This is a genomic window from Rhizobium indigoferae, assembly GCF_034554815.1.
Classification (GTDB): domain Bacteria; phylum Pseudomonadota; class Alphaproteobacteria; order Rhizobiales; family Rhizobiaceae; genus Rhizobium; species Rhizobium leguminosarum.
This window is the reverse complement of record NZ_CP140637.1, coordinates 610575-625109: the sequence shown is the minus strand read 5'-3', so window position 1 is coordinate 625109 and position 14535 is coordinate 610575. Positions and strand designations below refer to the sequence as shown.

The following is a 14535-nucleotide window of genomic DNA, read 5'->3' as shown; positions in this document are numbered from 1 at the left end:
TTTGCTTCCGGCCGAAAAGTAAAATTTAACCAAAATTTGAAATAACGCATTTCATATCCGAATTGTGCAGGGGAATTCATGAAAACGGCCACGCTTGCATCCATCGCCTTGGCGATATCGATCTCTGCTGCCCATGCCCAGACGATCGGGGTTTCGATGTCCGATCTCGACAAATTCAGAACGGTGCTTCTCAACGGCGTCGTCTCGCATGGGCAGACGATATCCGGCCTCAAGCTCGTCACCGAGAATGCCAAGGGCGACAACGAAGTCCAGAAGCAGCAGGTGCAGAAGCTCATTGCCGACAAGGTCGACGCGATCATCCTTGCGGTCTCCGATGGCGACCTCGGGCCGCAAATGACCAAGATGGCGGCAGATGCCGGCATTCCGCTGATCTATATCAACAACGTTCCTTCCAACCTGTTGGACCTGCCGGACAATCAGGTGGTGGTCGCCTCCAACGAGAAGGAGTCCGGAACGCTGGAGACCAAGCAGGTCTGCGCGCTCCTCAAAGGCAAAGGCCGCGTCGTCGTGCTGATGGGCGAACCCTTCCACGCGGCCGCCCGCGCCCGCACCCAGGACATCTCCGACGTCATCGCCACGCCGGATTGCAAGGGCCTTCAGATCGTCGAGCGGCAGGCCGCCTATTGGTCGCGCGATTATGCCGACCAGCAGATGCAGGAATGGCTGTCGGCCGGCGTCAAGTTCGATGCGGTCATCGCCAATAATGACGAGATGGCGCTCGGCGCGATCCGGGCCATGAAGAAAGCCGGCATGCCGATGAAGGATGTCGTCGTCGCCGGCGTCGATGCGACCGACGACGCGCTCGCCGCGATGGTGGCCGGCGATCTCGACGTCACCATTCTCCAGAGCGCCGTCGGGCAGGGCGCTGCCGCTGTCGATGCCGCCGTCAAGCTGATCCGCAAAGAGAAGGTGCCGCGCGAAAACAACGTTCCCTTCGAACTCGTCACACCTGAGAACATTGCCACCTATCTGCCGAAGAGCCAGTGAGCATAAGAGGACTATGATGTTGCATATCTGGAATAAATTCGGCATTCGCGCGCAGATCACCTCCGGCTTCGTGCCGCTGATCCTGTTGATGAGCCTGCTCACGGTTAGCGCGATCTCGGGCATGAACGGGCTCGCCTCGATCTTCGCGTCCTATCGCGCCACGGCTGGTCAAAGTCTCGCCATCTCGGACTACAGCGACCAGCTGAACGAGATTCAGATGTCGGCGGAAGCCTTCCGCTCCACGCCGACGCAGGATGTCGTCGACCGCTTCCGCGCCGGTGTGAAAGCGTTCGACGCCGACGACCCGCGTTTTGCCGGCAACAAGGACCTGCAGTCCGGCCTTGCGGCGATCCGCCAAGACATTGCCGCCTACGGCAAGGCTTTCGAACAGATCGTCTCCCTTCAGGCCAGGCGTGACGCCTTGATTTCCAAGGTCACCGAATTCGGCCCCTGGACCAGCATCGCGCTCAACGACGTCGTGCGCAGCGCCTGGCGCCAGAACGATGTGGCCCTGTTGCAGATGACGGCGGCGACGCTGGAGGCTTTGAACCGCAGCCTCTATTTCTCCGAGCGCTTCGTGCATTCCAACGATTTTGCGGCCTATGACACCGCGCAGGCGGCACTCGCCGAAGCGGTCACGCTCAACGAAGCCGCCGCCAAGGCCGCGAAGAACGAACTGCAGAAGAAGCGCCTGATGGGCGCCGGCCAGCTCATGCAGAACTACACCGCCCGTCTCGGCGACATGAAGGACGTCTTGCAGGCCTCCGGCAATATTCGCCAGACGCAGCTCAGCGTGCTCGCTCCGAAAATATCAGGCGGCTTCAAGGACCTGCAGGCCACCGTCACGGGCGCGCAGAAGACGCTGGACGGTTCGGTGGACGCAACGGTTGCCTCTGCGACCAGCACGACGCTGGTCATCAGCGGGCTGCTGATCGTGATCGGTCTCGTCCTTTCCTATTTCGTCGGCCGCCTGATTTCCTCTGCGGTCCGTAACATGGCGCAGTCCATGGAGCAGCTTGCCCGCGGCGAGGAAGGGATCGTGATAACGGGCGTTGAGCACCGCCACGAACTGGGGGCCATGGCGCGTTCGCTGAAGGTTTTCCAGGAAACGGGGCGCGCCAAGCTGATCGCGGAAGCCAATGCCGAACGCGCCCGCCTGGCCGCCGAGGAAGAGCGGCTCCGCCAGGAGGCCGAGCGGCTCAGCGATGCGCAGGTGATGGAGCATGCCTTCCGCCAGATTTCCGTCGGGCTGGACGCGCTTTCCAAGGGTGACCTCACTGTCCGCGTCGGCGAAGTCGACCATCGCTATGTCAGGATCCGGGATCATTTCAACAATTCGGTCGCGAGCCTCGAAGAGGCGGTCGACTCGGTCATTCGCGCGGTCGCCACCATCCGGTCCGGCCTTGCGGAAATCTCCACGGCGTCCAACGATCTCGCCCGCCGCACCGAGCAGCAGGCAGCCTCGCTGGAGGAGACCGTCGCGGCGCTGGGTGACGTGACCCGCGGCGTCAACGGAACGGCGGAGGGTGCGAGCCGCGCCCAGGGAGTCGTGGCAACCGCCCGCACCAATGCCGAAAAGGGCGGCGAGATCGTTGCACGCGCCATCGACGCGATGACGGAAATTCAAAATTCGTCGTCGAAGATCGGCAACATCATCAGCGTCATCGACGAGATCGCCTTCCAGACCAACCTGCTGGCGCTGAACGCCGGGGTGGAAGCGGCGCGCGCCGGCGAGGCAGGCAAGGGCTTTGCCGTCGTCGCACAGGAAGTCCGCGAGCTCGCCCAGCGCTCCGCCAACGCGGCAAGGGAGATCAAGCAGCTGATCTCCACCTCCTCGGCGCAGGTCAAGACCGGCGTCCAGCTGGTGGGTGAATCCGGCCTCTCGCTCGAACAGATTGTCGAGCAGGTCACCGCCATGAATGCGACCGTGGCCGAGATCGCCGTTGCCGCCCGCGAGCAGGCGACGAGCCTGCGCGAGGTCTCGGCAGCCGGCGACCAGATGGACAAGGTGACGCAGCAGAACGCCGCAATGGTCGAAGAGACCACGGCGGCCGCCCAGAGCCTGACACATGAAACCGAAAGCCTCGCCGAGCTGCTGCGGCGGTTCAGGACGGGCAGCGGCCGGGCGTCGGAGCATCGCCACTACGCAATGGCATCCTGACGTTCTGCCGATACAGGCAAGAAAACGCCGTCGCCTCGAAAGGGCGGCGGTGAGCGAATGTCTGGCGTCGCTTCAGTGGCTTCCGGATGCCGGACCGGCGGAGTGGCCGGCAATGCTCTTGCGAACATAACGAACCGCCGTCCAGACGGCAAAGAGCACGAGCGGGATGGCGCCGAGAACGGCGAGCTTCGCCATGTGCGGATCGACACCCAGTTCGGAAATACTTTCGAGGCAGATCTTCGCCAGGCCGACGGTGTAATAGGTGATGGCGATGACGGAGAAGCCTTCGACCGCCTGCTGGATATGAACCTGGATGCGCGCCCGTTCTTCCATCGACGTCAGCAGCGACGCGTTCTGATCTTCGAGCTGAACCTGCACGGTGGTTCTAAGGAGGTCTCCAGCCAGGCTGACGCGTTCGGCCAGTTCGTCGAGGCGGCGTTCAGCGGCTTCGACCGAGCGAACGGCTGGTTGAAACCGCCGATCGATAAAGGTGCCGAGCCTCTGGCGCTGCTCGACGCGTTCCTCACGAAGCTCCGACACTCTGCTCGCCACGATCTCGGCATAGGCTTTCGTCGCGCCGAAGCGGTGGCGGGCGAGGGCCGAGAAGTTGAGAACGTCCGAAGAGAGCCTGGTCACCTCGGAAAGCAGCGCCTTGTCGACCTTGATCGCACTCTGCATATGCCCGATCAGCAGGTCGAGGCGCCGGTCGAAGATGGAGAGCTTCGACACCGTCTCGCGCGCCATCGGCAATGCCAGCAGCGCCATCATCCGATATGTCTCGATCTCCAGGAAACGCCTGACCATGCGGCCGGTGCGATAGGCATTGAGGTTGCGGTTGAAGAACAGAAATTCGACGAAACCGCTGTCGGTCAGCCGGAAGTTCGAATGCACTTCCGCATCGCCGCCGCCGACCTGAGAGGCGACATAGTCGAGCCTCGGTTTTTCCGGACGCTGCCCGTCCTTCTCGTCCCGCACCAGCACCCGAACGGCCGCGATGATCTTCCCGTCGATCTGGCGGCAGCAGGCCTGAAAGGCTTCAGGCGGATTGCTGCCGGGTTCGGCCGACGCGGGAACGACGAAGGTCAGGGTGAGGAACTCGGTATGCGCCTCCCACTTCAGCCGGCCGTCGCCGATGCGGCCGATGCCGTGGTTGCCCTCGCGGGTCGTGGAGACATCCTCCAGTCCCGGCAGGGAATTCGGTATCTGAGGAGGGGCATTTTCTCCGACGATAGCGACGTGCCACACATCCGTGTCGCCATCGAAGTAAAGCGACGGCCGCGCGTGGAGCTCGTTGTGAAGTTCCCTTCGCAGCGGATGCTCGGAGCCCATCGGCATGGAAATGCACCTCTATAAGGTAGACAGTCGCTGGGTCGCCGGACGTAACCGGGTTGCCGGCATGTGTGAGTTGACCATGGCGCCCGCGAGCCGGCGAAGGCTGACAACGCCTATAGCCTCTCCCGAACCGGATGTCACGACGCCTTCGCCAGCGGAGGCGCCATGCACGAAACGAAAAAGCCACGGCCCTGTTGCGAGGCCGTGGCTGCTGCATGCGCGCATTGTGCGGGACAACGCGTGACCGGTTACTTGGCGGCGAGCGCCTCGTTGACCTTGTCGACGTCGGCACTCATAGCCCTGAAGGTCTCGTCGAGGGAGAGTTCGCCGACGATCAGCTGGCTCATCCTCTGAACGATGAGCTGATAGATGGCGGAGGATCCCTTGAGACGTTCCAGGTCCCGGGCTGCCTGCGGCACGCTATTGCGGCTTCCGAGGAAGACGGCCATCGCCTCCTTGGCATTCTTGCTCTCGAGCTTGTATTGCGGGTCCTTGATGTCGGCGCCCGTCAGGATGACGTAGTTTTCAGCGATTTCACGCTGGACCTTTTCAGAGCCAAGGAATTCGATGAACGCGGCAACGGCCTCCGGAGACTTGGTGCGCTTGAAGCCGACGATCGCGGTGCCACCCGGCATCGCATAGCAGCCGGCATCGCCGCACGGCGCGCTGATCGCCGTCCAGTCGAAGGCGTCGCCGATCTTCTTCTGGAACGGATTGACCATCCAGTTGCCGGCGAGATAGGTCACGACGTTGCCGTTGACGAACTCGTCACCCATGTTCTTGTACTGGGTTCCGCCGGCAGCACCCCACATTTCCTTCGGGAAGGAGCCGTCCTTCGTCCAGCCGTAGAGATCCGTGACATAGCGCTTGGCGGCATCGTCGGGGAAGAAGAACTTGCCGTCCTTGACGTAGTTCGAGCCGTAGGAGAATGCCGCGCCGGAGAAGCGATGGCCCGAGCGATCCATCGTGAAGGGGATCTGGGCACCGGTCGCCTTGGCAACACGCGCCGAAGCTTCGACGATGTCCTTCAGCGTGGCGGTGGGCTTCGGAAGCGGTTCGCCGGCCTGTTCGAACAGCGTCTTGTTGACGAAAGGCAGGTTGAAGGTCTGCGACGCGATATAGCCGTTGATCGACTGCGGATCGTTGACGCCGGGGAAGCGAAGTGTGTTCAGGCTGTCGCCGTGCAGCTTGGCGAAGCCATCCGGGTCCTTCATGTAGGGACGCATGTCGAGGTAATAGGGGGCAAGCTGCCAGTCAGTGATCTTGGCGATGTCAGGGCCTTCGCCGACGGCAAGCTGTACCGGCAGCTGCTTGGCGACCGCATCATAGCCCGAAGAGACGAAATTGACCTTGATGTCTGGATGCGCCGTCTCGAATTCCTTGCTGAGCGCTTCCATCCGCTCGACGTAAGCCTGGTCGTCGTCGGTGAACAGAAAGGTGATTGTCTTGGTTTCCGCCATGGCCGCGCCGGACCATGCGAAAGAAGCGGTAGCCAGCGCCACTGCGAGGGCACCTGAAAGATAGGTTTTCATTTTCATCCTCCCATGAAAACATTTTCATCAATCGCGGCCTCGGCCATCGATAAATCAATTTCATATACTTGACATTCGTTCCGTCAAGCTATTTTCTGCGGCAATAGCGATGTTTTTGAGCAATTTGCAAAAATAGCGCGCACAAAAACCTAATGAAAATATTTTCATAGGATTGCGGAGGAGGCGGTCTGTGAAAACGGAATGTATCAAGCAGCCGGACGCTATGGCGCCAGCATACAGCGTGGCTGCGGGGCAAACGATCACGGCATGGGCCGTTTCCGGCCTCATCGCCAGCTATTTTGCCGGCGAGCCCGCGCCGGCCGAAGACCGCGTGAACTATCGTTTCATCAACGGTTTCGTCGATGTCGGCGACCTGCCCTGCCGCAAGGCCTTCTGGTCCACCATGGTGGGGCGGCCGCTCTCGCGCGACACCTCCTGGCCGACCGAAAGCCTCAATCTTCCCGGCTCGAACCGCCGCGTCGAGTTCACCGGCTTCTGGCATGTGCCGACGCATCTCAGGCGATGGCTGAAGGGCACGTTCAGGACGGAGACTGCGCGAACGCTCAATCTCAGACTGAAGACCTGCGGCGGCGTTCGCATATGGGTCAACGGGCAGGAGGCGGTGCGCTTCGAACCCTTCAAGCGCAATGTCGAGAGCGCGACCGACATAAGCCTGTCCCTTGAAACTGGCGACAACCAGATTCTCGTTCACACCGAAGACCTGGCCGAGCGCGACACGACGTGGTTTTTCGAGCTCGAGATGCTGGACGAGGAGCCGCTCTGCGTATTGTTGCCCGTATCGCTGGATCAGAATGAGGTCCGCGAGCTGGAGGCCCTTGCCCGTGGCGTCCGCCCGGCCCGCGACGTCTTCGTCAGTCAGCCGCTGGAGATCATATTCGGCACCGCGCCCGAACGCGACTTGCCTGTCGAGATCAAGGTCATCGGCCATGGTCACGAACGGCCCGTTCTCGCGCACTCCCGATTGACGCTGCGCGCCCATCAGAGCAGCCTCACGGCCGACGATGTCTGGAACATTGCGGACGGTTATCACGGCGTCCACATGACGATCGGCTCCGGCACGGGCTCGGTCACCCGCGTCATCGATGCTGCCTTCATGAGCAGCATTTCACCGTTGCCATCAGAGGCATCGCTCGCCGCCCGCAAGCGGCAGGCGCTGGAATACAGCGCCCGCTTCGGCGCAAACCGCGTCGGGCGCCTCATTGCGATGATGGAAACCGGTCACCACGACCTGGAAAGCTTCGACCGCATCATCGACGCGACGCTCGCCTCCATCGATGCGCGGGAGGATTGCTCGGATTTCATCATGGTGCCGCTCTTGTGGCTGCTCGGCGCCTATGCCGACCGGATGCCCGATGCCGTGGTCGCTCGCATTCGGCATTCCGTTCGCTCCTATCGTTACTGGGTCGACGAGCCGGGCAACGACGCGATGTGGTTCTGGAGTGAGAACCATGTGCTCTGCTTTCACACGAGCCAGCTGCTGGCGGGACTTCTTCTGCCCGACGAGGTGTTTTCAGCCTCGGGCCGGACGGGGCGGCAGCAGGCGGAAATCGCCGGCGAGCGGCTCGGGCGCTGGTTCGACAGCGTCGAAGCCCATGGATTGGCGGAGTGGAACTCGGCGGCCTATTACCCGATCGACTTCATTGGCCTGCTGGCACTGGAGCGCTGGGCCGAGATGGCGATGTCAGCGCGCGCCCGCGCCCAGATCGATCTCATCTTCCGCATGATCGCCCTGCATACGCTCGCAGGTGTTCCGGCCGGATCGCAGGGGCGCGCTTACGACAAGGAGCTGCGTGCCGGCCCGCTGACCGAGCTTGCGCCCTTCGCCCAGGTCGCCTTTGGAACCGGCTGGCTGAACAACGGCGTTGCGGCATTGACCATGTTCTGCGCCGGCGGCTACGAGCCGCCCGCCGATCTGGCCGAGCTTGCAGCGCTTGCGCCGGGAAGATGCGTCGAGGCGCGCTATAGCCAGGGCCTCGAGAGCGGAAAACTCGTGCTGTTCAAGAACGAAGCGGCGCAGCTTTCGACCGTCGTCGATCACAAGACCGGCCTGAAGGGGCACCAGCAGCATGTCCTCGACATCCGGCTGGCCGGCCACCCGATGGCAAGGTTGTGGGTCAATCATCCCGGCGAGGACGATCCCTGGGGCAATCAAAGGCCATCCTATTGGGCCGGCAACGGCATCCTGCCGCGCGTTGCCCAGCATCGCGACGTCGCTCTGCTGGTCGAGGACACAAGCGACGCACGCCATGCATGGACGCACGCCTATATCGGCCGCGACGGCCTGGACGATCTCATCATCGAAGACAAGTGGCTCATCGCGCGATCGGGCAGGGGATTTTCCGCCCTCTGGGCGTCGAACGGGCTGGAGCTGATCACCGACGGCCCGACCGCCGGCCGCGAGGCACGCTCCCACGGACCGCTTTGCGGCTGGGCTGGTATCGTCGGATGCGGCGATGGCGACGCTTTCAAGGCATTCACCGAACGCCTGTGCCGGACGACGGTTTCCTTCGATCCCGGGCTTCGGCGCCTCTCCCTGACGCCGCCGGGTGGCCCGGCGATCTGCCTGTCCTATGCCGACGGTCTTTCGATCGGCGGCGAGGCGAGGCCCTTCACCCACGATCAGCCGCACCCGATCCTCACACACGACAGTGCTGCCTCCGGCGCCGGCACTGACGGACCCTTCTACTCTTGAAACATAGGTCTCCAGCATGAACACAACATCTGTCGATAACGCCGCGCTCCTGACGACGATCGATCGCGTGGCAACGGCTTTCAGCCGGCTCAGGGGCATCAAGGAAGGTCTCGTGACGGGAAATTCCGCCTCCGGAATCCAGTTCGACGAATGGGACTGGGAAGTCGGCGTCGGTCTCTACGGCTTCCTGCGGCGCGCCATTTCCACCAATGATCAGAAAGCGCTGCAGGAACTGGTCGCCTGGTATGCCGGACAGATCGAACGCGGGCTGCCGCCGCGCCAGATCAACAGCACGGCGCCGATGCTGCCGCTAGCGATCCTCGTCCAGCATGTCGACCGTCCGGATTTTCGCGCTCTCGTCGAGGACTGGGCGGAATGGCTCGTCAAGGAACTGCCCAAGACCGAGGACGGCGGCTTTCAACACGTCGTCAAGGAGCGCCTCAACGACGGCGAATTGTGGGACGATACGCTGTTCATGGCCTGCCTGTTTCTCGCCCGGGCCGGCGTGCTCTGCGAACGCAGTGAATGGATCGACGAGGCCGTCTATCAGTTCGTGATCCACACCCGTTACCTTTCCGATCCGGTCAGCGGGCTCTGGTATCATGGCTGGACCTTCAACGGGCGGCACAATTTCGCCAATGCGTTCTGGGCGCGCGGCAACGCCTGGATCACGGTCGCCATCCCCGAGCTCTTCGATCTCGTTCCGACGCTCGGCGAGAAGGACCGGCGTTTTCTGTCGAACGTCCTCGTCAGCCAAGTGCGCTCCTTGAAAGCATACCAGCGGCCGGATGGCATGTTCACCACGCTTCTGGACGATCCGTCTTCGCCGTTGGAAACCTCGGCCACGGCGGGCATTGCCTATGGCATATTGCGGGCCATCGATGCCGGCATTCTCGACAAAGACGACAGGGCCTATGCGGAGCGCGCGCTTGCGGCGGTGTTGGCGCAGATCGACGAAGAAGGCGTCGTCCACGGCGTGTCGGACGGCACGCCGATGGGCCATGACCTCGATTTCTACAGGCGCATCCCCAACGTGCCGACGCCTTATGGCCAGGCGCTGACCATGCTGCTCCTGACGGAAGTCTTTCTCGAGAACGGCGAGCGCCAATGAGCTCGGTGTCTCTTGTCGCGATCGAGCCGGCGAAGGGCGACGATACGGTCCGCCTGCAGGCGGCCATCGACGGCTTGTCGGCTTCGGGCGGCGGACGCGTGGAGCTCACGGCCGGTATCCATGTCTGCCGCGGGCTCCAGCTCAAATCCGGCGTCGACCTTCATCTGGCCGCCGGCGCGATCCTGCGTCCCGTTCCGGATTATGCCGCCTACACGCATACGAGTGTTTCGGTGATTGCCGAAAAGTCGGATCGCGGCATGATCGTCGCCAAGGATGCGCGGCGGATCAGCCTGACCGGGGCGGGTCGCATCGAAGCCGGTTGCGATAGCTTCATTGTGGGGGACGACGAGACCGTCGGAACCTTCATCCCGGCCGAATTTCGGCCCCGCGTTGTAGTGTTCGAAGGCTGCGACGAGGTCGAGATCAGCTCCATCCATATCAGCCGCTCGCCGATGTGGACGTTGCACTTCGTCAACTGCACCGATGTCGCCGTCAGGAACGTGACCATCGACAATGACCGCCGCCTTCCCAATACCGACGGCATCGTTCTGGATGCCTGCCGCGGCGCCGTCATCGAGGACTGCCGGATATCGACGGCCGACGACGGCATATGCCTGAAGACGAGCATCGGTCCTGATCGTATCGCCATCGGGCGATGTGAAAACATTCTCGTCCGTCGCTGCTCCGTCCAGAGCCTCAGCTGCGCGCTGAAGATCGGCACCGAAACGCATGGCGACGTCACCAACGTCGTGTTCGAGGATTGCAGCGTCTCATCCTCCAACAGGGCGCTCGGCGTCTTTTCGCGCGACGGCGGCCGGATATCCAACGTCAGGTTTTCGAGAATTGCGGTAGATTGCCGCGAGACCCCCGATGGTTTCTGGGGCTCGGGGGAGGCGCTGACCGTCAATGTTGTCGACCGTGTCACGGAACGCACGGCGGGCGCCATCGAAAATCTCGTCGTCGAGGACATAACCGGGCGGATGGAGGGGGCGATCACAGTCATTTCGACCTCGTCGGCCGGCATCGGCAACGCATCGCTGGCACGCATCGCCTTGGACCAGCAGCCAGGGCAGCTCGGCACCGCGCGGTCCTACGACCTGCGTCCGACAAACGCGGACCTTTCCCCGAAAGCCGATGGCGGCGGCCGCGCCAATGCCTGGACCCGCGGGTCGGACGGCCGGGTGATCGGTCTTGAGCACTATCCGGGAGGAATGCCGGCCGTCTACGTGGCGGGGGTCACCGGGGTCTTGATGAACGAGGTGCGGATCACAAGGCCGACACCGCTGCCGCAAGGCTGGAACAAAAACGACGCCGTCTTCGAAACGGCGGCACCTGATGGGAGTGGGGCATGGCAGAACTGAAACTTTCCAACGTCAACAAGTCGTACGGTTCGGTCAAAGTCCTGCATGATGTCGAACTCGATATCAAGGACGGCGAGTTCGTCGTCTTCGTCGGTCCGTCGGGATGCGGCAAGTCGACCTTGCTGCGCGTCATCGCCGGCCTCGAAGAGGTGACGTCGGGCGCAATCGCGATCGGGGCGCGCGACGTCAGCGCGCTCTCACCGGCCGAGCGCAAGATTGCAATGGTCTTCCAGTCCTACGCGCTCTATCCGCATATGAGCGTTCGCAAGAATCTCGCTTTCGGCCTGGAGAACCTGAAGTTCAAACGCGCCGAGATCGAGGCGCGGATTGCCGAAGCTGCCAGGATGCTGGCGATCGAACCCTATCTGGACCGACGCCCGAAGCAGCTTTCGGGCGGCCAGCGCCAGCGCGTGGCGATCGGCCGGGCCATCGTGCGCGAACCGGATATTTTCCTCTTCGACGAGCCGCTGTCCAATCTCGACGCGGCGCTGCGCGTCCAGACCCGGGCCGAGATCACCAAGCTCCACCGCGACATCAAGACGACGATGATCTATGTCACGCATGACCAGGTCGAGGCGATGACGATGGCCGACAAGATCGTCGTGCTGCGCGCCGGGCGGGTCGAGCAGGTCGGAGCACCGCTTGATCTGTTCGATAGCCCGCGCAATCTCTTCGTCGCAGGTTTCCTTGGCTCGCCGCGCATGAACATCATCAAGGGCAAGGTATCAGGCATCGACGAAAGCGGCGTCGCCATCGATGTCGGCAATGGCGGCAAGATCGTCAGCGACGTCGATCCTGCCGGTATTGCGGTCGGCCAGGCCGTTCTCGCCGGCATCCGGCCCGCGCATTTTTCACGCTCCAGCGAGCAAGGCCTGCCGTTCATCGTCCAGTATCACGAGGGCCTCGGCACCGAGACCTATGTCTACGGCAACCTTGCAGGACAGGACGAGCAGATCATCATTCATGAGGCCGGGCATTTCGCGCCGGCGCCTGGGGATCATATCCTGGTCGACGCCGCCCCGGGGCGGGTTCATCTGTTCGATCCCGAAAGCGGCCTGGCTTTTGCCCGGCGGCCCGGACAGGGGAGGCGCTGAACATGGCGGCGCTCAAGGCAGGTGCATTGCTGTCCCAGGCAGGCGAAGCGGCGATGAGGGTGGTCGAAGCCCCGATGAATGCGATCGAGCGCATCTTCGGCCGCAAGCGCATGCCATGGCTGTTCCTGGCGCCGAACCTCGTTCTGTTCGCCATCTTCACGTTCCTTCCGATCGCGATCGCGATTGGTTACGCCTTCACCGGCGGCACCAATCTTTTCGTGTCGGAGCGCCCCTTCGTCGGCTTGGACAATTTCCGCACGCTGCTTTCCTGCGGCAATTATCTGCAGCCGGGAACCTGCCAGGAATCGCTGTTCTGGACGGCCGTGTGGAACACGCTCTGGTTCGTGGCGTGCAATGTTGTCGCCACATTGCTGGTGGCGCTGATCACGGCGCTGATCCTCAATCGGGCGATCGTCGCGCGTGGTTTTTTCAGGGCGATGTTCTTCTATCCCGTCTTGCTGTCTCCCGTCGTCATCGGCCTCATCTGGAAATGGTTCCTCGATCGCAACGGGCTGCTGAACGCCTTCTTCCAGATGATCGGCGTTCCCCCTGAAATCTTCCTGCTCGACGTCGGCTGGTCGCGCTTCTTTGTCGTCGTGGTATCGGTCTGGTTTCACATGGGCTTTTATACCCTCATCCTCCTCGCCGGCCTCCAGGCCATTCCGAAGGAGCTCTACGAGGCTGCTTCCATCGATGCCGCCTCGCCACGCCGCACGCTTTTTAGGATCACGCTTCCCCTGCTGGCGCCGAACCTGCTGGTCGTGTTCATTCTGTTGATGATCAAATCCGTCCAGATCTTCGACGAAGCCTGGGTTTTGACCAATGGCGGGGGGCCTGGCACGGCCAACAGCTTCATCGTCCAATATATCTACCAGATGGCGTTCGGCAGCGATCTTCGCCTCTTTGGCCTTGCATCCGCGGCATCGGTTCTCATGGGGCTGGTGCTTCTGGTTCTCACCCTCATACAGCTGCGCATCGGCAAGCGAATGGAGTCCTGAGATGAACCCGATCAGCTTTTTCACGCGCACACGCCGGGCCGGACGCATCGATATAACCGACATATTGTCATGGGTCTGGCTGATCGGCGGAACCTTCGTGGTGTTGCTTCCGGTCCTCTGGGCAGGCCTCTCCTCGCTGAAGCCGGCCGCCGAGATCACCCGGTTTCCGCCGACGCTGCTTCCCCGGGCCGCCGTCGAACAGACCGTGCCCGGCTTCGACAAACCGCTCAGCCTCTGGCAGGTTACCGTCGACGGCCAGCAGCGTGAAATGGCCATGGTCCGCCGCATCGGCCTCAAAGCCCAGATGGTCGACCCTGCAAATCCGGGACCACCCGTCAGCGTCGACGTCAAGGGGATGACGCCGGTGCAGAAGCTGACGGTCGCCACGCAAAATTACACCGATCCGCTGACGCGCTTCAACTTCCTGACCTTCCTCAAGAATTCGGTGTTCGTCACCTTCGTCGCAACGCTCCTGACGCTGATCGTCAACGCCATGGCGGCCTTCGCCCTGTCGAAATACAAATTTGCCGGTGATACGACGGTCTTCGTCATCATCATTTCGACTTTGATGATCCCGCTCGCCGTCGTCATGGTGCCGGCCTATCTCGTCATCGTCGGGGTCGGGCTTGCCGATAATCTCTGGGGCGTCATCCTGCCGACAGTCGCCTCTCCGACCGCCGTCTTCCTGCTGCGGCAATATATGCTGACCATACCCGACGAGCTGATAGAGGCGGCGCGCGTCGATGCGGCGAGCGAATTCTGCATCTTCTGGCGCATCATCCTGCCGCTGACGGCACCGGCTCTCGCGGTGCTGGCGATCTTTTCGGTGCTCTGGCGGTGGAACGATTTCCTCTGGCCGCTCATCGTCCTCAACAGCCGCGAGAATTTCACCCTGCAGGTCGGTCTGAACGCCTTCCAGGGCGAGTTCTCGGTGCAGTGGCATTATATCTTGGCGATGACGTTCCTCAGCCTGCTGCCTGTCACCGTCGTCTTCCTGTTCCTGCAGAAATACATCACCACGGGCATCGCCGGAACAGGCATGAAATGAACGGCGAGGCGGGGAGAAAGATCTCCTCGCGGCCGCCGAAGAACCATACAGTCTTCCTCCCGGCTGAGGCGCGTCGCATTGAACTTGTTTCATGCGGCGCGCTTCGGTCTTTGTCTTGGACATGCTCTCAAGCGGTCGTCGATTGTTGAGTGACATGCACCCTTGCCTGGGCACTAA

The 14535-nt window shown here is 62.3% G+C and carries 10 protein-coding genes; 8 read left to right on the top strand and 2 right to left on the bottom strand.

The window, feature by feature from the left end:
- Positions 1 to 78: 78 nt before the first annotated feature.
- Entirely contained in the window at positions 79 to 1008 is a 930-nt protein-coding gene (locus tag U5G49_RS29375; RefSeq protein WP_018245918.1) for a substrate-binding domain-containing protein, read from the top strand.
- A 16-nt stretch (positions 1009 to 1024) separates the two neighbouring features.
- Positions 1025 to 3169, top strand: coding sequence for a methyl-accepting chemotaxis protein (locus tag U5G49_RS29370; protein WP_026230470.1), 2145 nt, complete (start codon positions 1025 to 1027; stop codon positions 3167 to 3169).
- A gap of 72 nt (positions 3170 to 3241) precedes the next feature.
- Here the strand turns inward: U5G49_RS29370 and U5G49_RS29365 are convergent, their stop codons facing one another.
- Complete coding sequence (locus U5G49_RS29365; RefSeq protein WP_193442743.1) at positions 3242 to 4504, bottom strand: DUF3422 domain-containing protein; 1263 nt, start codon at positions 4502 to 4504, stop codon at positions 3242 to 3244.
- Positions 4505 to 4749: 245 nt separating this feature from the next.
- Positions 4750 to 6033 (bottom strand): ABC transporter substrate-binding protein, encoded by a 1284-nt coding sequence (locus U5G49_RS29360; RefSeq protein WP_193442746.1) that lies wholly within the window; start codon positions 6031 to 6033, stop codon positions 4750 to 4752.
- 190 nt (positions 6034 to 6223) lie between these two features.
- On the opposite strand from U5G49_RS29360, the gene U5G49_RS29355 reads away from it, so the two are divergent.
- From U5G49_RS29355 to U5G49_RS29330, 6 genes are read left to right on the top strand one after another with little or no spacing between them, the layout of a single operon-like run.
- On the top strand, positions 6224 to 8746 hold the full coding sequence (locus U5G49_RS29355) for a hypothetical protein (protein WP_193442749.1): 2523 nt from the start codon (positions 6224 to 6226) through the stop codon (positions 8744 to 8746).
- Positions 8747 to 8762: 16 nt separating this feature from the next.
- The gene (bglB, locus tag U5G49_RS29350; RefSeq protein ID WP_017991433.1) at positions 8763 to 9857 is read left to right on the top strand and encodes a beta-galactosidase BglB; all 1095 of its coding nucleotides are present in this window, start codon (positions 8763 to 8765) and stop codon (positions 9855 to 9857) included.
- Positions 9854 to 11218, top strand: a complete 1365-nt coding sequence (gene pglB, locus U5G49_RS29345; RefSeq protein ID WP_193442751.1) for a polygalacturonase PglB — start codon at positions 9854 to 9856, stop codon at positions 11216 to 11218. The genes bglB and pglB overlap by 4 nt, the downstream gene beginning before the upstream one ends.
- Positions 11206 to 12312, top strand: coding sequence for an ABC transporter ATP-binding protein (locus U5G49_RS29340; RefSeq protein ID WP_193442753.1), 1107 nt, complete (start codon positions 11206 to 11208; stop codon positions 12310 to 12312). The genes pglB and U5G49_RS29340 overlap by 13 nt, the downstream gene beginning before the upstream one ends.
- A 2-nt stretch (positions 12313 to 12314) precedes the next feature.
- Complete coding sequence (locus U5G49_RS29335) at positions 12315 to 13310, top strand: carbohydrate ABC transporter permease (RefSeq protein WP_112907214.1); 996 nt, start codon at positions 12315 to 12317, stop codon at positions 13308 to 13310.
- A 1-nt stretch (position 13311) separates the two neighbouring features.
- Entirely contained in the window at positions 13312 to 14358 is a 1047-nt protein-coding gene (locus tag U5G49_RS29330; protein WP_003562795.1) for a carbohydrate ABC transporter permease, read from the top strand.
- Positions 14359 to 14535 lie beyond the last annotated feature (177 nt).